Origin of the sequence: Butyrivibrio sp. AD3002 (genome assembly GCF_000420905.1) — a bacterium.
Classification (GTDB): Bacteria; Bacillota; Clostridia; order Lachnospirales; family Lachnospiraceae; genus Butyrivibrio.
Map to the genome: position 1 here is coordinate 1 of NZ_ATVV01000022.1, position 21,853 is coordinate 21,853.

Sequence of the window (21,853 nt, forward strand, 5' to 3'; positions counted from 1 at the left end):
AAACCATCTTTTTGATTTTTGTATGAGAGGGCTTTTTCTTTTTTGAACAATGCTTTCTTCTTGGGATCAGTAATACGGGCTTCCATTAGATTAAGGAGAGCTGTTTGAAAAGCATGGCGCAAGTAGTGGTAATTAAAGTGATTGACTTTGCGCCAAAAGCCGGTGTCTCCTACACCACCTTCAGATATGAGGCAGTGGATATGAGGATTCCATTCCAAGGGACGTCCAAATGTGTGAAGAACCAGAATGTAACCAGGTGTGAAGTTCTGACTTTTGTTGATTTTGTAGAACATACGATTAATAACACTGCTGACAGCTTCGAAAAGACAGTTAAGAAGGTTGCGGTCTTCGAGAAAGTAATGACGTAATTCTTTCGAAATGGTGAATACGCAGTGTCGGTGCTGACAGTTTATGAGCTTAAATGACATAGCCTGAGCACGTTTCTGTGAATACATGGCACCGCATGTAGGGCAGAATCTTGAATGACAACGAAAGGGAATAAATTTGAGAGTACCACAATCAGGGCAGCCGTACATGGCGCCGCCATAAGCAGGATCCCCGCAATTGATCATCTTATCGATGTTTTCTATTTCGGTCTTGCGGGGATGAAGAGTATATTGAATTTCTTCATAATGATCGCGGAACAGATCTTGTAGAGTATTTCGTTTCATAAAATCATTATGAATGAGTTGAGGCAAAAAACAACCCCACCCCTCATGATTGAGGGGCAGGGGAGTTGAGGTGCCGTAGGCACTTTTTTATACTTATTTAAGATTATTACATAGCGGAATATAGTAAAATTTAAGGTGGTTAGATGTCGTTATTTGAGTCACTGTTTCGATTTTTTGATATCAGCATGATATTGAGGAAAGAGATTATTCAATGAAAAGACTTTTACTATTTATCATGATATTGTCACTGATTATATTCATTCCCGGAAGGACTGTATCCGCCGTGGATAAAGAGCCAATCACGTCAAAAGACCAGCTAAACAAACCGGGTAAAAAGATTGGAGTTGGCGTGGGATCAGCAGCTATGGTCGTTGCGGAAAATGAGCTTCCCGAGGCAGAACTTGTGTATATAGAGATGAATGAGGGACTACAGGCGCTGGAACAGGGAAAGATAGATGCGTATGTCTATGACCGTCGTCAGATGTCACTTGCAGTGGAGAACGGTAATAAAAACGTAGAGCTTTTGGATCAGAACATGGATGAAAAGAGTCATGTCGCTGTGGGAATTTCGCCCGTGACTAAGATTGATGGTCTGGAGAATAAGCTGAATACGTTTATTGATGATTTGCACGACGATGGAACTCTTGATGATATGTTTTCCAGGTGGGTACTGAAAAATGATTATGATATACCTGAGATTTCAAAGCCGCAGAATCCCAAAACAAAGCTTATAGTCGGTACTACCGGTATAGTTACACCCTACAGTTTCTATAAAGGGGACGAGCTGTACGGATATGATATTGAGCTTGCAAAACGCTTTGCTTTGTATTTGGATGCCAGCCTGGAATTCAAGGTTTATGATTACGGTTCTATCATTAATGCGGCTGCATCAGGAGATGTAGACTGCGTTATGGCTAATCTCAACGTTACACCTGAACGCGCTCAGGCGATGAACTTTTCACATGATCTTTTCACTGAAGAAATTGGAATTGCAGTTAAAAGTACCGGAGGTGGTCCTGAACTAAAAAGCTTTGAAGAGCTTAATGGCAAAAGAGTATCGATGATAACCGGTGCGCCCTTTGAGGACCTTGTAAGAAGTTTTGCTCCGGATGTGGCAGAGTTTTCGTATTACAACAACATGCCGGATATACTGCTGGCCCTTAAGCAGGGGAAAACCGATGCAATACTGCAGAATAATGCCCTTGCGGATCTGGCTGTAAATCGTGACAATGAGCTGGCACATTTTCCTGAAATATTAAAGGAAAGCACCTTTGGCATTGCGTTTGCCAAAGAGGCTGACGATACCTATGAGTGGCAGCAGGCTTATGATGCCATACCTAAGGAAACATTAGAAGAATTATGGGAAAAATGGACAGGATCGGATAATGAGAAAAAAGTTCCGATCGAGCAGGACTGGGCAGGAGAAGCCGGCACTGTTAAGGTTGCGGCATGCGACAGCCTTGAGCCTATGAGTTATCTGGGACAGTCAGGTAAAGTTATAGGCTTTGATGCAGATATAGTTCTGCTTATGGCAAAAGAGATGGATGTCAAAGTTGAGTTTGTTCCGATGGAGTTTGCTGCGATTCTCTCATATGTGCAGTCCGGTAAGGCAAAGATGGGAATCGGATCCATCATAGTTACGGATGAGCGAAGAGAAGCAGTTGACTTTATAGAATATTACCCTGCAGCATTTGTGCTGGTGGTCAGGAGAGCAAAGGCCGGCAGTTCAGCCACATCTTTTTGGAACAGTGTAAAATCAAGCTTTGAGAAAACCTTCATCCGGGAAAACAGATGGAAACTTTTTGTAAGAGGAGTTTTGACAACACTGCTCATAACAGTGATGACTGTAATATTTGGAACAGCCCTGGGATTTCTTGTTTATATGCTATGCAGACATGATAACAGGATTGCAAACGGCATTACGGGAGCAGTTATGTGGCTTGTTCAGGGTATGCCCATGGTTGTTCTGCTGATGATACTTTATTACATAATCTTCGGAAAAGTATCTGTCAGCGGCATCATTATTTCAATCATAGGCTTCACACTGACCTTTGCTTCTTCGGTCATAGGACTTCTGCGGCTTGGAGTAGGTGCCGTAGACAAAGGACAGTACGAAGCAGCATATTCTCTGGGTTATCCGGACCTAAAGATCTTTTTCAGGATAATCCTTCCACAGGCGCTGCCGCATGTGATGAATTCCTATAAGGGTGAAATCGTAGGACTTATAAAAGCCACTGCCATAGTCGGCTACATAGCTGTACAGGACCTGACAAAAGTAGGAGATATCGTCAGAAGCCGCACTTATGATGCCTTCTTCCCGCTTATAGCGATAGCAGTAATATACTTTGTGCTTGAGGGGCTCCTTGGCATGATAATCAGCAGGATAGATTTACGGCTTGATTACAGAAACAGAAAGATCCCTAAAATACTTAAGGGGGTAAGACTGAATGATAAGGATTGAGAATCTGAGAAAAGAATACCCGGATACAACACCACTTCAGGATGTCAGTGCCACGATAAATGATGGTGATGTTATATCAATAATCGGACCTTCGGGAACAGGAAAGAGTACTCTGATCCGCTGCATAAATCTGCTTGAAAAGCCAACATCCGGTAGGATATTTTTGGATGATACGGAGATAACAGATCCCGGGTGCGATCTGCAGGAAGTCCACAAAAAAATGGGAATGGTGTTTCAGTCCTTTAACCTCTTTGGACATATGACCGTGGTGGAAAACATCATGGCTCCTGCAATGGATATTCTGGGAAAAGACGCACAGGAGGCATATGACGAAGCCATGAGACTTCTGCAGCGTGTAGGCCTTTACGACAAAGCTATGTCCTGGCCTGATGAACTATCCGGTGGACAAAAGCAGAGGGCGGCTATCGCAAGAACCCTTGCCATGGACCCGGATGTGATTCTCTTGGATGAGCCCACAAGTGCTCTTGATCCGACCATGGTGGGAGAAGTTCAGGCTGTTATAAAAGATCTTGCTTCCTCGGGGAAAACAATGATGATCGTGACCCATGAAATGTCTTTTGCAAGGGCTATAAGCAACAGGATATTTTTCCTGGATGAAGGCGGAATATATGATGACGGAACGCCCGAGGAGATTTTTGACAATCCGCAAAAAGAGAAGACAAGACGCTTTGTAAGACGGCTGAAAGTAATAGAGATTGATATAGATAGTAAGACTTACGATTACCTCGGTACGCAGACACTCATAGAGGATTATTGTGTCAGGAATCAGGTGCCCTATTCACTGGCAAAACATATACATCTTGCATTCGAAGAGGCTGTGCATCAGTGCATTGTAAGCACAATGGATAAGCCCAGGGTACATCTTTCCATTGAATACTCACAGGAAAAAGAGAATGCTGCATTTGTTCTTGCTTATGGTGGACAGCCGTTTGATGTATTTAAGGATGGTGACGAGATTTCGGTTTCAATTCTTAAAAAGATTGTGAGTGATGAGAAATATTCATGGGACGACAGTAAAGAATATGGAAACAATCTGGAGTTTGCCCTATATCAAAGGTAGCCACGATTTGCAAGAGTAGGCATGTTGATTAATACATATTTACGATAAATTTATACATTATTTAGATTGCATAAATAGGTTTGGCCCGGTATAGAAGGTATAATTTTAGGTAACAGTGAAATAATAGGCGAGTAATAGATTTTTTTATGAGGGGGCTTCATGGAAACTAATAATCGTCTTACAAGAAGCACTTTCTTTTTTATATGGGCGAACTGTTTGGACCGGGTCTTGGAGTTGTTTGCACCAGATACACGGGGATGGCAAAAAAAGATCTTGTGAATCGTACTTTCAGTATGATTATGGAGATTTTATTTGTCATTTCTGTTGTAGTATCTCTGGTGCTTTTTTATTATCTCCGACAATTGCCGGTATCAGTGTTTGTTGATGATTCATGTATATGGAGGACTTATATATGCAAAATAGAGATGATGGATGCCTCGGAACCATTAGAAGAGAACTGCTTCGAATTGCTCTGGAGAAAATGCAGGGTAAACAAATGGAACAGGCAGTTGATTCAGCCAAGGATATTGATGTTACAAAAGATGCTAAATATGAAGTCGAAGAAATGATTAATAATCCATACATGAATAGAGGCGAAATTCCTCTTGCTATGGATATTTTCAAGCCGATTGTACCGGAAAACCAGGAACTTCCGGTTATTGTGACTGTTCATGGTGGAGGTCTTGTTATAGGCGACAGAACTATGTCAAGAAACTTTGCAAGAGTACTTGCCGGTAAGGGGTATCTGGTATTCTCAGTAGAATACAGACTTGCCCCGAGAGCCAATTCTGCGCAGCAGCTGGATGATGTATGCGCGGGACTTGATCTTGTCGGCAGAAGACTGGTTGATTTCGATGTGGATTTTGGACGTATATATCTTGTGGCGGAGAGTGCAGGAGCTTATCTGGCTATATATGTAGCAGCTATGAAGGAATCCAAAAAGTTACAGGAGGCCATTGGCTATGAGCCAACCAGAATGAGATTCACAGCCCTTGGACTTATATCGGGAATGTTTTATACGACCAAACCTGATCCTTTGGGACTCCTTCTTTCCGAGCAGTTCTTCGGAGATAAGGGGACTGACAAAAAGTTCCTGAAATATATGGATCCGGAACATAAGGAAATAGTTGATAATTTGCCACCGGCATTTTTTATAACAAGCAGGGGCGACTTCTTAAATAATTATACACTGATGTATCACGATAAATTGAAAAAGTCCGGAAAGAAAACAAAGATGATCTATTACGGCGAGAAGAGCCTTGGTCATGCATTTGTGACTATGCAGCCCTGGAAGAAGAAGAGTAAAGACGCAATAGATAAGATGCTTGACTGGTTTGAGCTTATGTCAAAGGAGAGGGAAGAGGAAATAAAGAAAGCGACGGATACGGGTGTAAAGAAAGCAGTAAGAAAGAAAACAGTAAGAAAGAACAGTAATGCTGCAAAAGCAGCCAACAATAAAAAAGGAGGCAAAGAGTAATGAAACCTGGAATGTTTAATATGCCGATGCAGGGAAGAGGATGTAACATGATGCCACAAATGCCCAAGATGCCTATGCAGGGTGGCGGATGTGGAATGCCCCAGATGGGTATGCCTCAGATGCCTGTACAGGGAAGAGGCTGCGGAATGATGCCTCAGATGGGAATGCCCCAAATGCAAGGTGGCGGAATGTCCCAGATGGGTATGTCTCAGATGCAAGGTGGCGGAATGCAGTCAAGAGGATGCAACATGATGCCCGGAAATCAGCAAGACGATGACGACGATGATGACGATGATGATTAAGTCGAAAGGAGTGTGGAATTATGATGTTTGTTAGAAGAAAACCTCACGGACCTAAAATGATTCAGGGCAGGGGATGCGGAGTGATTCCTTTTGCGCCAATGCCTATGGGAGGACCGGCTCCCGGACCCGGAAAGCCAAGAAGAAACCATCGTCCTATGCCTGCACAGGGAAGAGGTTGTTTCATGATGTAATTTGATCTGAACAAACATATGGAGAAGAGAAAAATGGCATATGAATTAAAGTTTCCGGAAAAAATTAAAAAGCGCGTAGACAGTGGAACAATAATTGAGCAGAAGGTATGGAGTTATATAAAGGAATTGAATTCCTTCGATGATGAGCATCTTGATGCGGTAGCAATCTATAGCGGATATAGGGATTATACTTACAGACAGATGTTCAGGAAATGGGACCTGTATGCTGAGGTATTTTCTGCCCTTGACATGACGGAGAAAAATAAGACCTGCGTCGGAATCTTGCCGGGGTTCGCCCCGGAGGCTATTTTTGCCCTCTATGCCCTTAATATGACAGGGGCATCTGTTTCAATGCTTCATTTTATCGATATTATGGATGTTGCTCGTTGGGACAGTTTAATTGAAAAAGAGGGAATAACAGACCTTATTATTTCCGACAGGAAAATTACTCCTGATTTTTTGAGAAGAGTTGTTGCCACAAAGAAAAGGCTGGGAATAAGGAATATTATTATTCTTCATAGTCGCAGTAGAAATTCCATGGATATGGAAGGGCATCATGCGAAAGAAAAGGCTAATTATAAGCTCCTTAAGCAGGTAAGGGGTGTGCTTTTTATGCCGGAACTTTTGGACAAGTATGAGGGTATGCCTATAAAGTATGGCTCAAAAAAATCAAAAGAGGATGCTATTGTACTGCATACATCAGGTACAACAAACGGTATTCATAAACCGGTTCCGCTTTCGGACAGAGGCGTTAATGAATCAGTTGCAAGACTTATGCGCTGTGAACAGTTTAAGAAGTTCAAAAAGCGAATGGTGTCTTATCTTGAAATGGAGCCAATAGGGTCATATGCGTTACTTGATATGATTCATTTGCCATTTTCATTCGGTGGCGGAGTAGTAATACCGAACAACGCTCCGGTCATGGGACCAGCACTTTTTAATTTGTTTGAAAAATATGATATTAGCCTAATGATCGTAGGAACCGTTGGATTGGAAATGCTTAGTAAATTACCGATTCAGATAGATCTCTCCGGAATCGAGTTTATATTCTCAGGAGGTGGATATTTATCTGCCCATTCCAAAAAGATGGTCAATAAATTCCTAAAAAGAAATGGCTGTAAAGCCAAAGTTACTATTGGGTATGGAGCAACTGAAGTAGGCGGAGCATGTATTCTTTCGACTCCGGATAGAGCTGATGATGCAATAGGATTCCCTCTTCCGGGGGTAAAGGTCAAGATATATGACGATCAGGAAGAAAAATATTATGACATAAATGATGGACCAAGAGAAGGCGGACTTATGATTTCTTCTGCTTCCGTCAGTGGCGGAGTCCTCAATGGAATAGAATTTTTCAAGACTGAAGTTGTTGATGGAGAAAAATATATTAATACCTTTGACCGTGTAAGAGTAAATGAAGATGGCAGTCTGAATTATGTGGGCAGGATGAACAAATACTTTGTTAACAATGAGGGTATTCGTTTTGATGCCGGTCTTGTAGAAACTGCAATTGAGGCTCAAAAAGGTATCGTAGCATGTGGCCTTGTACCTATGTATGACAAAATGCTGCATGATACAGTTCCTGTGTTATACGTACAGACGAATGCCAAGGGAGAAAAGAGCCTTGCAGTGGTGAAAAATGCAATTTTCAATGTGTTCTTTAAGGATCAAAAGATCAAGGACACAAATATGCCCGGCCTTTGTGTAATTGCGGATAATTTGCCGACTAATTCAGCCGGTAAGGTTGACATTTATCAGATTGCTCTAAATGTTATTAATGATCAGAAGTATTCTGTTAAGCCGGTAAGACGTGGCGGAAACGTAGTAGATGTTAAACTTAAACTTTCAATTCCTATGTTCGGGAAGGTCGATACCGCTCCTGAAGAATTGAGAGGTGATGCAAAGCTCTTAAAAGAATTCGTTGAAAGGGAAAGGGAAATGAATCGAGATAATATGCCAGGCCAGGGAATGCCGGGGCAATTTATGCCAGGCCAGGGAATGTCGGGGCAATTTATGCCGGGACAGGGAATGCCAGGCCAGTTTATGCCGTTGCCCTTTGATCTTCGGCCAATCATGAACATGTTTCAGAATATGGCCATGCAGCAGAGTCAGAATATTAATCAGATGAATGGGCAAAACTATAGTCAACAAAGTGGCATGCCACAGAACGGATTTGATATGCAGGGGGGAAATATTATGAATAATATTTCAATCTGCGATATCATGGCGATGCTTTTTAATGCATCTAATGAAGATGAATATTATGAAGACTGATTGCTCTTAAAATGAGGTACAAATGGTACAGGAAAGAGGGGGAATGGACATTACAGTGGTTGACAATAAAATTCAAAACAGTGACGCTGCTTTAGGCTGGGGCGAGAGAGTCTGCTTTGGAATAGGAAAAATCCCATCAATGATAGTAGGTACTTTATTGGCTACATTTGTCATGATCTACATGACAAATGTGGCATTTCTAGACATTGCAGTCTTGTCTATCCTTATGGCAGTATCAAAAGGATTTGATGGAATATCGGATGTTATAGCCGGAAATATTATTGATAATACAGATACTAAGTATGGAAAGGCCAGAGTTTGGATTTTAAGGACATGTATTCCATTGTCTTTGTCTTTGATTTTATTGTTTTCAGTTCCGGCAGTGCTTCCTGACATAGCAAAATATGTCTATTTTTTCGTTATGTATAACCTGGTAAGCACCTGTGTTTTTACAATTGCTCAGCTTGCGCATTATGCGCTCTTGCCTTTAATGTCCCAAAGCAGTGTTGAGCATGGAATGTTGAGCGTAGTCGGCTCAATTTTTGACTCAGTGAGTATGCTCCTTATTAGTGTATCCATTGTTCCGCTTCTGACTTTTTTTTCTAAAGATTCCGCAAATCCATATACACAGACCGCTTTTTATTATTTAATCGCTATATTTGGCGTGGTTATTGTGATAAGTAGTCTTATCTGTTTTTGTGGAACAAAAGAGAGGGTGACTTATAACTATGTTTTCCATGAAGAAAAGAAAGGCATGAAATGGAGTGTTACACTAAGGGCACTTCTTAGGAATAAATACTGGGTGGTATCCATATTTTTAACAGTATTTAGTTTCCTTCTTATGGGCTGTAATGCTAATGTGAATGTGTATTATGCAACCTATGTTTTAAAAGATCCTGCGTTTGTTGGCTTAATTATGTTATGCATGCAGGTACCGGGCGTTCTTGTAAGGTTTTCCGTTCCATTCTTTATAAAAAAGATAGATAATTTTGGGATATATTTATTTGGAAATATAATATTGTTGATTGGAAGTATAGGACTTGCCATTGTCGCTCCGAATATTGTTGGAATAGCTGTTTTTCTTTGTATAAATGGGGCTGCTTCGGGAATTGCAGCTTCAGCATGGATGGGAGCCGTTGCAGACATTATAAAGTATACAGAGAAAAAAGAGGGTATTCTTTCAGCGGGAATGGGAAATGCGGGATTATCCGCTGCTAATAAATTAGGAATTGGTCTCGGGACAGTGGTTTTTGGATTTACGATGTCCGGGGCTGGGTTTGATGCAATGAATGGAATTGCTCAGCCAACTGCAGTATTGGATGCAATTTCATTTTTCTTTCTTTATTTCCCTCTCATTATACAGGCTATAATAACGGTCTTGCTTGTGACTTTCTTTAATAAAAAAAGTGATATAAGACAACCATAATGAGCGCCTTCATACGAGGAATTGATTATGAATCCGATTCTTGAACACCTGAGTAAAAATGCTAAAAAACATGCTGGCAAGATTACTTTGGTATTAGAGGAAAACAGTAAAATCCCTGAAGATCTGGATATATTTTTTGACATAGAATATAGAGGAAAAGACGGGAATACACTTTGCGCAGATATTTTCAAACAAAAGAATAATGAGAAGAAACTTCCCATTATCGTGTTTGCTCATGGCGGAGGATTATTTGTAGGGAACAGAAAGGTAAATCGTATTTTTTGTGAAGTAATTGCAAGACTTGGATATCTTGTCTTTTCCATAGATTATCGCCTTTTAAGCGAAACAGATGGGATTGGTGGGATATCAGATGTCTGCAGTGGTCTGGAGTTTGTTACAGCTTTCGCCGAAGACTATGGTGGAGATCCGGACAAAGTAATTCTTATGGGGGAAAGTGCAGGAGCTTACCTTGCATTGTATGCAGCTGTGGTTGCAAATTCGGATATTTTGGATGGTGTGATCGAGAAACCTGAAACGTTATGCAAAGTAAAGGGACTGTGTTGTTCTAGTGGAATGTTTTATGTTACGCGAAATGATCCCATAGGGATGGTGTACAAAAAGGATATGTTTGGCAAAAGGACTAAGGACAAAGCGTTTACGAAGCTGACTAATCCAAATAATCCTGACATTATATCAAAGCTTCCACCGGTGTTTCTGGTTAGCAGCAGTGGCGATTTTTTAAGAAGCTATACACTAAAGTTTGCAAAGGCTTTGGAAAAAGAAGGACATGATCATGAACTGATTTATTATGAAAAATCAAATCATTTACTGCATGCCTTCGTGTCGTTTGCACCGCTATTACCGGAAAGCGCCGAGGTGCTTGCAAGATTACAAAAATGGATAGCGAATTTAGGCTGATTTAGCTTAAGCATTTTATAATAGTATATAGCTAAGGACAGGGATAAAACTCTCTGTCCTTTTTTATTTTGGGTATGAATATACTTAAATCAGTGTAAAATATATTGTTATAAGTGCAAATGCCGTAGGCAGTAGTTCGGTGTGATAACTTATATGTATGAAAAAGGAGGAATTAAAATATGTTGAAAATAGAGCATTTGACAAAAACATACGGGGATAAGAAAGCTGTAGATGATGTGACACTTCACATTAAGGCTGGAGAGATATTTGGCTTTATAGGTCATAACGGTGCAGGAAAAAGTACTACGCTTAAAAGTGCAGTAGGAATTCTGAGATTTGATGAAGGTAAGATTTTTATAGACGGAAAATCCATAATGGATGATCCGATCGGTTGTAAGAAGGAGATGGCATATATCCCGGATAATCCTGATATGTATGAATTCATGAGCGGGATAAAGTACCTTAATTTTATTGCGGATGTATATGGAATTTCATCATCGGAGAGAAATGAAAAGATTCATAAATATGCTGATATTTTTGAAATAACTCAGGATCTTGGAATGCCTATTTCGTCTTATTCACATGGAATGAAGCAAAAACTTGCTCTCATCAGCGCATGGATGCATGAACCTAAGCTCATAATAATGGATGAACCCTTTGTGGGACTTGACCCCAAGGCTTCACATTTACTTAAAGAGATGATGAGAGAGCACTGCGATAATGGTGGAGCAATTTTCTTTTCCACACATGTGCTTGAGGTTGCGGAGAAACTCTGTGACAAGGTTGCAATTATCAATCATGGAAAACTGGTAAAAGTCGGAACCATGGATGACGTTAAAGGTGATGACAGCTTAGAAGAAGTATTTCTTGAACTGGAGGCGGTATAAATGCTGAAAACGCTGGTTAAGAAACAGTTATTTGAAGTTTTCAAAGGATATTTTTATGATGCCAAGAGAAACAAAATGCGCTCTAAATTTGTGATAGCTGCATGGTTTGTTTTTTTTGCGGTCATCATGGTGGGGGTTCTTGGCGGAATGTTTCTGGCACTGTCTTTGACATTATGCGGACCTTTGATAAGCTGCAATGCCGGATGGTTTTACTTCGTTCTTATGGGAACTGTAGCAGTGCTTCTTGGTAGTTTTGGAAGTGTATACAATTCATATACGGCACTCTATCTTTCCAAAGATAATGATCTTTTGTTATCATTGCCGATACCTGTGAGGAATATAGTTGGCTCAAGGCTTATAAACGTGTACCTTCTTGGAGTAATGTATATTTTAACCGTTACGATTCCTACCGAGATAGTTTACTTTATGCAGACCGGTATTACAGGAGCCAAGGTACTATGTGGGATATTATTTTTCTTTATTATTTCAGCGATTGTTATGCTGATATCCTGCGGCCTTGGGTATGTGATAGCAAAGATCAGCTTAAGGCTGAAGAATAAGAGCTTTATCACGGTTTTTGTGACACTGGCAGCAGTTGCAGCATACTATTTCTTTTATTTTAAGGCCGGCGATTTTATCAGAGATCTCTTGGTTAATGCGCCCATATATGCTGAAAATGTAAGAAGATACGCATATCCGCTGTATTTGTTTGGACTGATCGGAGAAGGAAATATTGTGTGGTGCTTTGTTTTTACAGCTTTATTTGCAGGAGCATGTTTCCTGTTGTGGCACCACATGTTAAAGAGCTTTATCTCTATAGCTACAGCTTCAAGCAAGGTTGAAAAAATTCAATACGTCGAAAAGACAGTAAAAGAAAAATCTCCGTTTGAAGCACTTGTATGGAAAGAACTGCAAAAGTTCACTTCAAGCCCTACATATATGCTTAACTGCGGTCTCGGCATTATCCTGATGCCTGCTGCAGGAATACTGCTGCTTTTCAAAGGACAGGTGATCATAGAAGCAGTGGAGCGTGTTTTTTCAGATTATCCGGGATCGGCAACAGCATTTCTATGTACAGGACTGATCTTTATGGGATCCATGATAGATACTGCAGTTCCCTCTGTATCTCTGGAGGGAAAAAGTATATGGATTTCGCATTCATTGCCGGTAAAGCCGCGGCAGGTACTTCTTTCAAAAATGACTTTGCAGATTGTTCTGGCAGCTATTCCTACATTGATTGCGGCTTTATGTACCAGTATGATTGTAGATGAATCATTTATCTGTAAATTGCTTATAGTGATCATGCCTATGATGTTTGCCCTGTTCTCTGCTGCAATAGATACTGCAATTGCTGTAAAGGCCCCTCTACTTAACTGGACTAATGAGATGGTGCCAATTAAACAAAGCGGAGGAGCATTTTTGGCAATCCTTTCATTCTGGGGACTTTCAATTCTGTTTGCAGCAGTTTACATGCTTGCGGGCTTCTGTTTTGGAATCGTTATGTATCTGATAGCCTGGAGTGTGTTATTTGCTGTTTTATCGATTTTGATTATTGTATGGCTCTGTACGAAGGGAGCCGGAATTTATTCCGAGCTGGCATAACCGGAATAGGAATTACTAATTTAAAGGTGAAGAAATAATATGAGTGTTTGTATAGAAAAGAATTACAGAAATAACGAGGCTCTTAGAGCATCGTTCAATAAACTTGCGGAAAAGACTTTTGGTCTTAATTTTGAAAACTGGTATCAAAACGGTTTTTGGCAGGATAATTATATTCCGTATTCTATTGTGAATGACGGAGAGGTAGTATCCAATGTTTCAGTAAATGCCTGCAACATGAATTATAAGGGCAAAACCGTGAAACTGATTCAGCTCGGAACAATTATGACTGACCCTGATCACAGGGGAAAGGGCTATGCCCGAATGCTGATGGAAGAGGTTATGAAGGATTATGAAGAAAAGGTAGACGGAATCTATCTTTTTGCCAATGACTCTGTTCTGAATTTTTACCCTAGATTTGGCTTTCATGAGGCAAAGGAATATCAGTATTCAAAAGAAGTAAGTATAATAGGAGAAAATAAAGCCAAGATGATTGCTCTGAATGGGAAGGATGATTTTGACAAGGCTGTTCGAATTCTCGACACCAGGAGCCAGAATGCAGAGCTGTATATGATCGGGAATACCGGATTATACATGTTCTATCTGTCGCAGTTTATGACGGAGAACCTGTTCTATATTGAGGACTGTGACAGCTACGCAGTTGCGGAATTAGAGGATGATACGCTGATTCTTCATACAATTATTGGCGAAGGAGCGGTTGATGAGGTTATAACTTCATTTGGTTCTCAGGTGAAAAAGGTTATCCTTTGCTTTACTCCAAAGGATGTCAGCGGCTTTGAGAAGAGTGAACTTCATGAGGAAGATACAACATTTTTTGTAAAAGGAAAGTTCTTCGAAGAAAACCGAGATCAAGAATACATGCTTCAGGCAATAACACACGCATAATGATTACGGAGCATTAGTGGGACGGTTTTCACATTCAGAAGTACGGCAGGAGATCAATATGAATAAGGTTTTGGATAATTTTTTCGTGGCAGATGAGGAGTACAAAAACCAGCTTGAATCCTATACTATCGGCGATACTTTGTTAGCCATAGCATTCTATGCAATCTTTATGATTGTTTACTATATTGTTGGGAAAATCTATTATCAAAGTGGTGCGTATTACGTAACTATTGTCAATCTGGCCTTTATATTACTGCCGGTAGTTCTTTGCTTTCGCAATTTGTCAAAGACCGGCCTGAGTGCAAGGAACCTTAAAAAGTCGCTCATTGTTTCATTCATATTGGGAATGGCTGTGTTACTGGCTATTTCAATTATTCCGGGGATTATCGCACATGCGGAGTTTTTGACGGTCAGTCAGATTGCATATTACATTTTCTACTTCTTCGTTATTATAGGATTTAGCGAAGAAATCTCTTTCAGAGGATTTATTCAGCCAAGGCTGTTTCCTGTTTTTAAGCGGGAGTGGATCACTATTTTAGTAGCCGGGCTTTTGTTTGTTTTAATGCATTATCCATTTCAGATGGCTGCAAGAGGAATGTCGTTTGTGGAATACTGGCCTGAGTTTATTGCAAGTGCGCCATTTCAACTTTTATGGCACTACGTGTGTACATGGCTTTACAGACGTTATGGAAATATCTTTGGAGCAACGGTTATGCATGGGTGCGTTGATATGAGTATGGGTATATTTGGCTGAGTTATATCTGACATAAAAAACTTTTTAAGATTTTTCTTGAAAACAATTTTTAATCATATTAGCCTTTTCTTAGGACGTCCAAATCTTTCTAAGAGGAGGCTTTTATAGTGAATAAAGAACAACTATACACATACATTTCAGGGAGCACCGGTAATGAGAGCAACATCTGTCAGATTTTTGCGATAAAAGATGGTGATAAAGTATATGACGATTGTTGGCATGGGTTTAAGACTCTGGATGCGATGAATGTAAACTCTGTGACCAAAGGTGTGATGGGGCTGCTTGCCGGAATTGCACTGGATGCGGGCTATATCAAGAGCCTGGATCAGAAGGTGATGGATTTTTTCCCGGATTATACTGTAAAGCGAGGAGAGAAAACTATCTACGATGTTACAATAAGGCATCTGCTTACAATGACAGCTCCGTATAAAGGTAAGTCAGAGCCTTGGAAAAAGGTGTGTACTTCACAGGACTTTACGATTGCTATACTTGATTATCTTGGAGGACGTAAGGGAATTACCGGAGAGTTCAAGTATGCGACGCTTGGCATTCAGATCCTGGCAGGAATAATTGAGAGAGCATCCGAAGAGAAATGCATCGATTTTGCCAACAGAAACCTGTTTGAGCCGCTGGGACTTCCAAAGCGAATACCGCACGGAGACAGTTCCAAAGAGGATCAGTTTGATTTTTTCATGAACAAGAATCCAAGAAAATACGAGTGGTACTCTGACCCTCAGGGCAGCGTTACCGCAGGCTGGGGATTATGTATGTCAGCAAAAGACATGGCTGTGATCGGTGCAATGGTTCTTGATGGAGGCCTGTATAACGGGAAAAGAATAATCTCTGAAGAATACTTAGAAGACATGCTGGCACCTCATATTAAGCTGGGTGAACGATTTGGCTTCATGAGCTACGGCTACTTATGGTACAAGCCTTATGATGACAGAGAAGTTTATGCAGCGATTGGCGACAGCGGAAATATCATCTATGTAAACAAAGAAGAAAATGTATCTGTGGGAATGACAGGCACATTTAAGCCCAGGATCTTTGACAGAGTGGAATTCATAGAGAAAAAAGTTTTGCCGGCTATTCAATTCACCGTATAGTTATATATTTCAGCGTTATGTTCTTGGGCAGTAAAGGTTAGCTTTAGTATAGAAACATAATATTTGGAGAAGATTTTACTGCTACAAGAGAAGAAAATGCGAATGGGGGCAGTTGAAATTTGGATACAATGCCTTCTACAAATATGAAAATGGTTGATTGCAGCAGTTGTTTTTGGAATATATCTTCTGCCACAAATTAGAAAAGAAAAATATGCGGCAGTGGGATATAGACATAAAGCGACTGCTACAAATTAGAGAAATAGAGAAAACGGTAGTCATATAATTCCCAAAGCGACTGCTGCAAATTCTCAAAATAGAAATAGAGGCAGAAAATTGCGGCTAAAATAGTATGCCGCAAAGAGTATTACTTGAAATTATGGCATAAAATATAGACTTTATTATCGTGGTAATTGCTGATGTAAAGGAAAAAGTAAGAGCACATAAATCAGTGTAAAACAGACCCAAATAAGTGAATAGGGTCTGTTTTTTCTTTGTTGACATAAAATGATAATAAATCTAATATATCAAATAGATATATCATTTAGATATATCTATTTGTGCAAATCAAAAGGAGATTACAGTCATGCGACAAAGAATAAGAAAGACGACTCTACTAATATCACTACTTCTTTTCCCGATTACAATGTGGTATTTTTCGCCCTATATTATTATTAATGCGGCGATGGAACATATTATAAACGGCAGCTTCATTGTGTTTGTAGCGATGCTGGTATTTTCGATGTTTTTCGGAAGAGTCTGGTGCGGATATCTATGCCCCGCGGGAGGGCTTCAGGAATGCGCGCAGCGGATAAATGATAAACCTGCAAAACAGGGGGAACGTGATAAAATCAAATATGTGATATGGATTATCTGGATATGCGCTGTAATTGCTGCATTTGTGATGGGGAAGAATGATGTGACCATTAACCCTTTCTACATGACGGATCATGGCATATCAATTGCAAGCATATACAATTATGTTATTTATTACGGCGTTATATTTTTATTACTGTTGCCTGCGCTGATCCATGGCAGAAGAGCAGCCTGCCATTACATCTGTTGGATGGCGCCATTTATGGTGATAGGCAGCAGTATAGGCAGATTCCTGCATCTGCCACAGCTCCATATTGAAGCAGACAAGGACAAATGCATTTCCTGTGGAAAGTGCAGCAGAGCTTGCCCTATGGGACTTGATGTCAAAAAACTTGTGGCAGAAGGAAAGAATGCTAAATGCAGCGAGTGTATTCAGTGCGGCGCTTGTGTCGACGAATGTCCTAAAGCAGTTCTGAAATATAAGCTGCTTTGGAAATAATTGCTCTTAGAGGTAATAACTGCTTTTGAAGTAAATCGTCACGAAAAAAATCAGGAGAAAAGACATGGCAAAAGACAGGAAGATAGATGTTGTAATATTAGGTCTTTTATCCCACGAAGACCTTACCGGATATGATATTAAAAAGAGGCTGGATGGAGCGATAGGCTTTTTCTGGAAAGGCAGCTTTGGAAATATCTATCCCGCGCTGACTGCAATGGAGAAAGAAGGACTTGTTTCAAAAAAGAAGAACTCTAAGACCGGGGGCAGGGAGAAAATACCTTATCATATCACCAAGCAGGGAATCAAGGCTCTTCAGACATGGCTACAGGAGGAGCAGACTTCCAATGAACTTCGATATGAAACTCTCTTGAAACTATATTTTGGTGGGGCTGCAGATAGGAGTCTTGCAATCAGGAATATCCAAATTTTTGAGGAGGATGTTAAGCGCAACCTGACAGTACTAAACATGTATAAAGATAATCTGGAAAAAGTGCTGGATGAAGAGGATCACATTTTCTATTATCTAACAGTGACTTTTGGAATTGACACCTACGAGGCGTATCTTAAGTGGTGCGCCAAGGCAAAAAAACTTCTGAGAGATGGTTAAGATCTGAATCAAAACAGATAGCGATAAGATAAATCAGTGTAAAAATAGACTAAACAAGTGTAAACCAAGTTTTTTCTCATCTATAGAGTATAGTTACTATACAGTATATAAACTATACATAATATGGCTCTACTCGTAACGAAGCAAAGGAGAGAAAAACGATGAACAGCAAAATAGACTTTATAAATGGAAAAACATACAAGTCACTGATGAAAATGTTTATGCCGCTGTTTGCAGCGATGACACTTACAATGATCTACAGTATGGTCGACAGCCTGTGGGCAGGAAATCTCTTGGGAGAACATGGAATGTCGGCACTCACGGCAGGAACCGCAATAGTAACCATTTTAAATTCATTAGCAATGGGGATGGGGAATGGAATATCTGTAATGGTTGCGAATCTTGTGGGAGCAGGTAAAAAAGAGAAACTTCCGGGAGCGGTTGCAACAATAGTTGCTGCTTCAACAGTACTGTCACTTATGATATGTATCGCAAGTGAGTTGTCGGTTAAACCAATCCTTACTATCATGGGAACTCCTCAGCAGGTCTTTGCCGATGCGGCCCTGTACCTGAGCCTGTATCTTATCGGTAACACAGCGCTTTTCCTGTATATGCAGTTTACTTCAATTTTCAGAGCCTTTGGTGATCCGTCGTTCCAGATGAAAGGGATGATCTTAACAGCAATCTTTAATGCAATCCTGGATCCGGTATTTATCAGGATGTATGGACTTGCCGGCGCTGCAGTAGTAACTGTTGCATCAGAGATTTTGTGCCTGGTTTACGCAATTTTCTATTACAAGAAAAACAAGTTATTTACCATGGACTTTAGGAAGGTGAACATTAACGACGCAGAGACGATGTTTAAGCTTTCAATTCCGACAGCAATACAGTCGATCATGCCGGCACTTAGTTCAGCCATCATGATCTCTTTTATCACACCCTTTGGAATCGATGCAATAGCAGGATTCGGAGTTGCCAGGAATCTTGAGCTTATCATGTCCATGCCTACAACAGGAATGTGCATGGCTATAACAGCCATAGTTGGACAATGCGTCGGAGCTAAGCGATATGACAGGGCAGGAGATTATCTTAAGGCGGGGCTTGTTCTTGGAGGCAGCCTTATTGCAGCAATCAGCGTTTTGGTAATTATCTTTTCCGGACAGCTCACAGCTCTTTTCGGGCAGGGTCGTGGTACAGCAGAAGTCGTAGCTGTGTTCTTTAAGATAATAAGCATTGGCTATGTGTTATATATGCTTACAAGCTGCATACAGGGATATCTTACCGGACTTGGGAATCCCTCAATGGCGATGGTGCTTCTCGTTCTCTACTATGTAGTAATCAGAATACCGGCGGCGGTCATTTTAAGAAGTGTCTTTGGACTTCATGGCATCTGGTTTGCGTTCCTGCTAAGTCATATCTTGGCGTTTATTGTTGCGACCATTATGGTACAATTATTGAATAAAAAACACGACACCATAAGGGGACCGCTATATGAAGGACTATAAGGAATTAGCCTGGTTAATGGAACGTATCATCCATAAGTACAATCAGTTTGAGAAAAAACCGCAAGTATACTGCAAGGATATAATCCTGACACAGCCTGAGATCCACACTATAGCTATAGTCGGAGACTACGAAGGAATAGGTATCACTCAACTGGCTAAGATGCGTGGCATCACCAAGGGGGCTGCATCTCAGATGATTTATAAGCTTGTGGATAAGGGACTTGTAGAGAAGAGAGTGTCTCCGGATTCGGATGCAGCTGTGAGCCTTTACCTTACAAAGAAAGGGAAAAAAGCGAGAAGCGAGCATCGAAAGCTCCATGAAAATATGGGGACTATGTATGAGAAAATGCTTGATCAGATACCGGAGGAAACGTTGGAGAGCATGAAGCAGTTTCTAAAAGCATTTGACGAAGCGCTGGATAAAATGTGAGTGGCTTTTTAGTCACCACATTTTTTATAGCAAATGAGTATAGCAACTATACAGTTTAGAACTAAACATATAAGGAGAAAACAGAATGAAAATATCACTTTGCCCGGTGGAAGAAGAAATCCTCATATTGAGGTAAATGAGCTTATCTATTCATGATAAATCAGTGAAAAACAGTGCATTATTAGTGAAACTTAGTAATGACTTTCTTTTCTGAGCATATAATAATAGTTATAACAAAGGCTGTTTAGCCGGTGAGGTAAAAACGGGACAGCTATTTGATTGAAAAGGAGTAGCAATGAGAAAATTATATGAGAAGAATAGGGTATGGTTTGCTGTATTGTGGATTGTTCTGTACTGCGTAGTTATGACCAATCTAAAAGGGAATTTCGGCTATCAGAGCATAACAATGCTTCTTGGCATAAATGCCTTTGCAGTGGGAATTACTCTTTTTGTAAAGATGAATCACCTTGAAAAAGAGTGTGGAATAGCCTCATGGCCAAGAGACATCGGAAGATTTCTGTTCTTTATCCCTATGTGGATACTGGCAACCGGGAATCTATGGGATGGCTTTGCACTTTCCTACCGCGGAATAGAGATGGTTTTCGCAGTACTGTCCATGATTTTAGTTGGATTCGTGGAAGAGATGATATTTAGAGGATTTCTTTTTAAAGCAATGCTGTCAGAGGAAAGGACATCCGTTGCTATAATTGTTTCTGCACTGACATTTGGTATGGGGCACATTATTAACCTGTTTGCAGGACAGACAAGCTTTGAAACTATCCTGCAGGTGATCTTTGCTGTTGCCTGGGGATTTATTCTTACGTTTGTTTTTTATAAGAGCCGAAGTCTATGGCCGTGCATAATAGCTCATTCAATGATAGATGCTTTTTCATTGTTTGGAGCAGACAACGCACTTGTGGATCAGATTTATATTGTAACTACCATTGTTGTTGCGGTAGTCTATTGCATATATCTTGCAAGGATTAAAGTGGAGACCAATAATGAAATTCAGTGATAGCTGTGCTAAGTGCATGTAGGACAGGCAAATTATGAATCCTTCGCAGGGGAAGGCAGACATGCCTTTTATACGTTTCTGTGTAAGTGCAATCTTTTTATAAATAGGTTTAACGTTCCGAAGCTGACGGGGATGTTTGTTGAAGAATGAATAATACTGCTTCGGGAGTAAACAAAGGAGTATATGAGAATGAAGCTGTTTTTGTTGGAAGATGATGATGCCATAGGAATGGGGCTAAAGTATTCCCTGGAAAAAGAGGGCTATGAAGTCATCCATGTGAGAACTAAGGCAGATGCGCTTAAAACATGGAAATCGAATACTTTTGATATGTGCATTTTGGATATCAATCTTCCGGATGGAAATGGGTATGATGTCTGCAAATATATCAAAGAAAAGGAAGATACACCGGTAATATTTTTGACAGCAAGTGATGCTGAAGTAAACGTTGTCATGGGCCTGGAGATGGGGGCAGATGATTATGTGTGTAAGCCCTTCAGGATTAATGAGCTTATGGCCAGAATCAGGACTGTCCTTAGAAGGAGCAGAAAAAGTGCGGCTTCTTCCGGCTCTGAGGAGAACGGAATCCTTGAGATAAAAAATGTTCGCATTCATACAAACGAAGCAAAGGTTGGTGTGCTTGATGAGTCTTCAGGAAAAGAGGAAACGGTCGAGCTTACAGCTTTGGAATACAGGCTTCTTCTTGCTTTCTGCAACAACAGAGGAAATGTAATGTCCAGAAGCCAGCTCCTTGAGGATATGTGGGATGTGAGCGGAGATTTTGTAAATGATAATACGCTTACTGTTTATATAAAAAGACTAAGGGATAAGATTGAAAAAGATCCGACAAATCCTCAGGTTATAAAAACAGTCAGAGGACTTGGATATATTGTGGAGAAGTAGGAAAAGAAGTGCATTTTAGACATTTAACAAAAAA

At 40.4% G+C, this 21,853-nt stretch carries 19 protein-coding genes and 1 pseudogene; 19 read left to right on the plus strand and 1 reads right to left on the minus strand.

The window, feature by feature from the left end; translation table 11 throughout:
* A partial coding sequence (locus G596_RS26105) for an IS91 family transposase (protein ID WP_442855882.1) occupies positions 1 to 671 on the minus strand: 671 nt, incomplete at its 3' end.
* 211 nt (positions 672 to 882) lie between these two features.
* Between G596_RS26105 and G596_RS0114370 the strand changes: the two genes are divergently transcribed.
* The 19 genes and pseudogenes from G596_RS0114370 (at position 883) to G596_RS0114460 (ending at position 21,819) form a co-directional block, all read left to right on the plus strand.
* Complete coding sequence (locus G596_RS0114370) at positions 883 to 3,132, plus strand: transporter substrate-binding domain-containing protein (RefSeq protein WP_022762524.1); 2,250 nt, start codon at positions 883 to 885, stop codon at positions 3,130 to 3,132.
* Positions 3,119 to 3,835, plus strand: a pseudogene (locus G596_RS0114375) (amino acid ABC transporter ATP-binding protein); the annotation flags it as partial. The gene G596_RS0114370 and the pseudogene G596_RS0114375, both read left to right, overlap by 14 nt.
* Before the next feature lie 790 nt (positions 3,836 to 4,625).
* Positions 4,626 to 5,690, plus strand: coding sequence for an alpha/beta hydrolase (locus tag G596_RS0114380; RefSeq protein WP_022762526.1), 1,065 nt, complete (start codon positions 4,626 to 4,628; stop codon positions 5,688 to 5,690).
* The gene (locus G596_RS0114385; protein ID WP_022762527.1) at positions 5,690 to 5,992 is read left to right on the plus strand and encodes a hypothetical protein; all 303 of its coding nucleotides are present in this window, start codon (positions 5,690 to 5,692) and stop codon (positions 5,990 to 5,992) included. The genes G596_RS0114380 and G596_RS0114385 overlap by 1 nt, the downstream gene beginning before the upstream one ends.
* 20 nt (positions 5,993 to 6,012) lie before the next feature.
* On the plus strand, positions 6,013 to 6,183 hold the full coding sequence (locus G596_RS24950; protein WP_022762528.1) for a hypothetical protein: 171 nt from the start codon (positions 6,013 to 6,015) through the stop codon (positions 6,181 to 6,183).
* A 33-nt stretch (positions 6,184 to 6,216) separates the two neighbouring features.
* Positions 6,217 to 8,454: an AMP-binding protein gene (locus tag G596_RS0114395; protein WP_196805233.1), complete on the plus strand. Its 2,238-nt coding sequence runs from the start codon at positions 6,217 to 6,219 to the stop codon at positions 8,452 to 8,454.
* A 22-nt stretch (positions 8,455 to 8,476) separates the two neighbouring features.
* Positions 8,477 to 9,880, plus strand: coding sequence for an MFS transporter (locus G596_RS0114400; RefSeq protein ID WP_022762530.1), 1,404 nt, complete (start codon positions 8,477 to 8,479; stop codon positions 9,878 to 9,880).
* A 27-nt stretch (positions 9,881 to 9,907) separates the two neighbouring features.
* Complete coding sequence (locus tag G596_RS0114405; protein ID WP_022762531.1) at positions 9,908 to 10,798, plus strand: alpha/beta hydrolase; 891 nt, start codon at positions 9,908 to 9,910, stop codon at positions 10,796 to 10,798.
* Between the two features lie 179 nt (positions 10,799 to 10,977).
* Positions 10,978 to 11,685: an ABC transporter ATP-binding protein gene (locus tag G596_RS0114410; protein WP_022762532.1), complete on the plus strand. Its 708-nt coding sequence runs from the start codon at positions 10,978 to 10,980 to the stop codon at positions 11,683 to 11,685.
* Positions 11,686 to 13,287: a hypothetical protein gene (locus G596_RS0114415; RefSeq protein WP_022762533.1), complete on the plus strand. Its 1,602-nt coding sequence runs from the start codon at positions 11,686 to 11,688 to the stop codon at positions 13,285 to 13,287.
* 39 nt (positions 13,288 to 13,326) lie between these two features.
* Positions 13,327 to 14,190, plus strand: coding sequence for a GNAT family N-acetyltransferase (locus G596_RS0114420; protein ID WP_022762534.1), 864 nt, complete (start codon positions 13,327 to 13,329; stop codon positions 14,188 to 14,190).
* Between the two features lie 58 nt (positions 14,191 to 14,248).
* On the plus strand, positions 14,249 to 14,944 hold the full coding sequence (locus G596_RS0114425; RefSeq protein ID WP_022762535.1) for a CPBP family intramembrane glutamic endopeptidase: 696 nt from the start codon (positions 14,249 to 14,251) through the stop codon (positions 14,942 to 14,944).
* Positions 14,945 to 15,051: 107 nt separating this feature from the next.
* The gene (locus G596_RS0114430) at positions 15,052 to 16,050 is read left to right on the plus strand and encodes a serine hydrolase domain-containing protein (protein ID WP_022762536.1); all 999 of its coding nucleotides are present in this window, start codon (positions 15,052 to 15,054) and stop codon (positions 16,048 to 16,050) included.
* Positions 16,051 to 16,633: 583 nt separating this feature from the next.
* A complete protein-coding gene (locus G596_RS0114435; RefSeq protein WP_022762537.1) occupies positions 16,634 to 17,362 on the plus strand; it encodes a 4Fe-4S binding protein in 729 nt (242 codons plus the stop codon).
* A gap of 64 nt (positions 17,363 to 17,426) precedes the next feature.
* Positions 17,427 to 17,969, plus strand: a complete 543-nt coding sequence (locus G596_RS0114440) for a PadR family transcriptional regulator (RefSeq protein WP_026498873.1) — start codon at positions 17,427 to 17,429, stop codon at positions 17,967 to 17,969.
* A 161-nt stretch (positions 17,970 to 18,130) separates the two neighbouring features.
* Positions 18,131 to 19,474: an MATE family efflux transporter gene (locus G596_RS0114445; RefSeq protein ID WP_022762538.1), complete on the plus strand. Its 1,344-nt coding sequence runs from the start codon at positions 18,131 to 18,133 to the stop codon at positions 19,472 to 19,474.
* Entirely contained in the window at positions 19,461 to 19,904 is a 444-nt protein-coding gene (locus tag G596_RS22340; RefSeq protein WP_022762539.1) for a MarR family winged helix-turn-helix transcriptional regulator, read from the plus strand. Before G596_RS0114445 ends, G596_RS22340 begins: the two co-directional genes overlap by 14 nt.
* A gap of 295 nt (positions 19,905 to 20,199) precedes the next feature.
* Positions 20,200 to 20,919, plus strand: a complete 720-nt coding sequence (locus G596_RS0114455; RefSeq protein ID WP_022762540.1) for a CPBP family intramembrane glutamic endopeptidase — start codon at positions 20,200 to 20,202, stop codon at positions 20,917 to 20,919.
* 189 nt (positions 20,920 to 21,108) lie between these two features.
* The gene (locus G596_RS0114460) at positions 21,109 to 21,819 is read left to right on the plus strand and encodes a response regulator transcription factor (protein WP_022762541.1); all 711 of its coding nucleotides are present in this window, start codon (positions 21,109 to 21,111) and stop codon (positions 21,817 to 21,819) included.
* Positions 21,820 to 21,853 lie beyond the last annotated feature (34 nt).

Bases quoted from the DNA above. Each gene is read 5' to 3' on its own strand.
- G596_RS0114435 (WP_022762537.1), top strand. From the start codon at position 16,634: ATGCGACAAAGAATAAGAAAGACGACTCTACTAATATCACTACTTCTT.
- G596_RS0114415 (WP_022762533.1), top strand. From the start codon at position 11,686: ATGCTGAAAACGCTGGTTAAGAAACAGTTATTTGAAGTTTTCAAAGGA.
- G596_RS22340 (WP_022762539.1), top strand. From the start codon at position 19,461: ATGAAGGACTATAAGGAATTAGCCTGGTTAATGGAACGTATCATCCAT.
- G596_RS0114370 (WP_022762524.1), top strand. From the start codon at position 883: ATGAAAAGACTTTTACTATTTATCATGATATTGTCACTGATTATATTC.
- G596_RS0114420 (WP_022762534.1), top strand. From the start codon at position 13,327: ATGAGTGTTTGTATAGAAAAGAATTACAGAAATAACGAGGCTCTTAGA.
- G596_RS0114410 (WP_022762532.1), top strand. From the start codon at position 10,978: ATGTTGAAAATAGAGCATTTGACAAAAACATACGGGGATAAGAAAGCT.
- G596_RS0114405 (WP_022762531.1), top strand. From the start codon at position 9,908: ATGAATCCGATTCTTGAACACCTGAGTAAAAATGCTAAAAAACATGCT.
- G596_RS0114460 (WP_022762541.1), top strand. From the start codon at position 21,109: ATGAAGCTGTTTTTGTTGGAAGATGATGATGCCATAGGAATGGGGCTA.
- G596_RS0114400 (WP_022762530.1), top strand. From the start codon at position 8,477: ATGGTACAGGAAAGAGGGGGAATGGACATTACAGTGGTTGACAATAAA.
- G596_RS0114455 (WP_022762540.1), top strand. From the start codon at position 20,200: ATGAGAAAATTATATGAGAAGAATAGGGTATGGTTTGCTGTATTGTGG.
- G596_RS0114440 (WP_026498873.1), top strand. From the start codon at position 17,427: ATGGCAAAAGACAGGAAGATAGATGTTGTAATATTAGGTCTTTTATCC.
- G596_RS0114425 (WP_022762535.1), top strand. From the start codon at position 14,249: ATGAATAAGGTTTTGGATAATTTTTTCGTGGCAGATGAGGAGTACAAA.
- G596_RS0114445 (WP_022762538.1), top strand. From the start codon at position 18,131: ATGAACAGCAAAATAGACTTTATAAATGGAAAAACATACAAGTCACTG.
- G596_RS0114385 (WP_022762527.1), top strand. From the start codon at position 5,690: ATGAAACCTGGAATGTTTAATATGCCGATGCAGGGAAGAGGATGTAAC.
- G596_RS24950 (WP_022762528.1), top strand. From the start codon at position 6,013: ATGATGTTTGTTAGAAGAAAACCTCACGGACCTAAAATGATTCAGGGC.
- G596_RS0114380 (WP_022762526.1), top strand. From the start codon at position 4,626: ATGCAAAATAGAGATGATGGATGCCTCGGAACCATTAGAAGAGAACTG.
- G596_RS0114395 (WP_196805233.1), top strand. From the start codon at position 6,217: ATGGCATATGAATTAAAGTTTCCGGAAAAAATTAAAAAGCGCGTAGAC.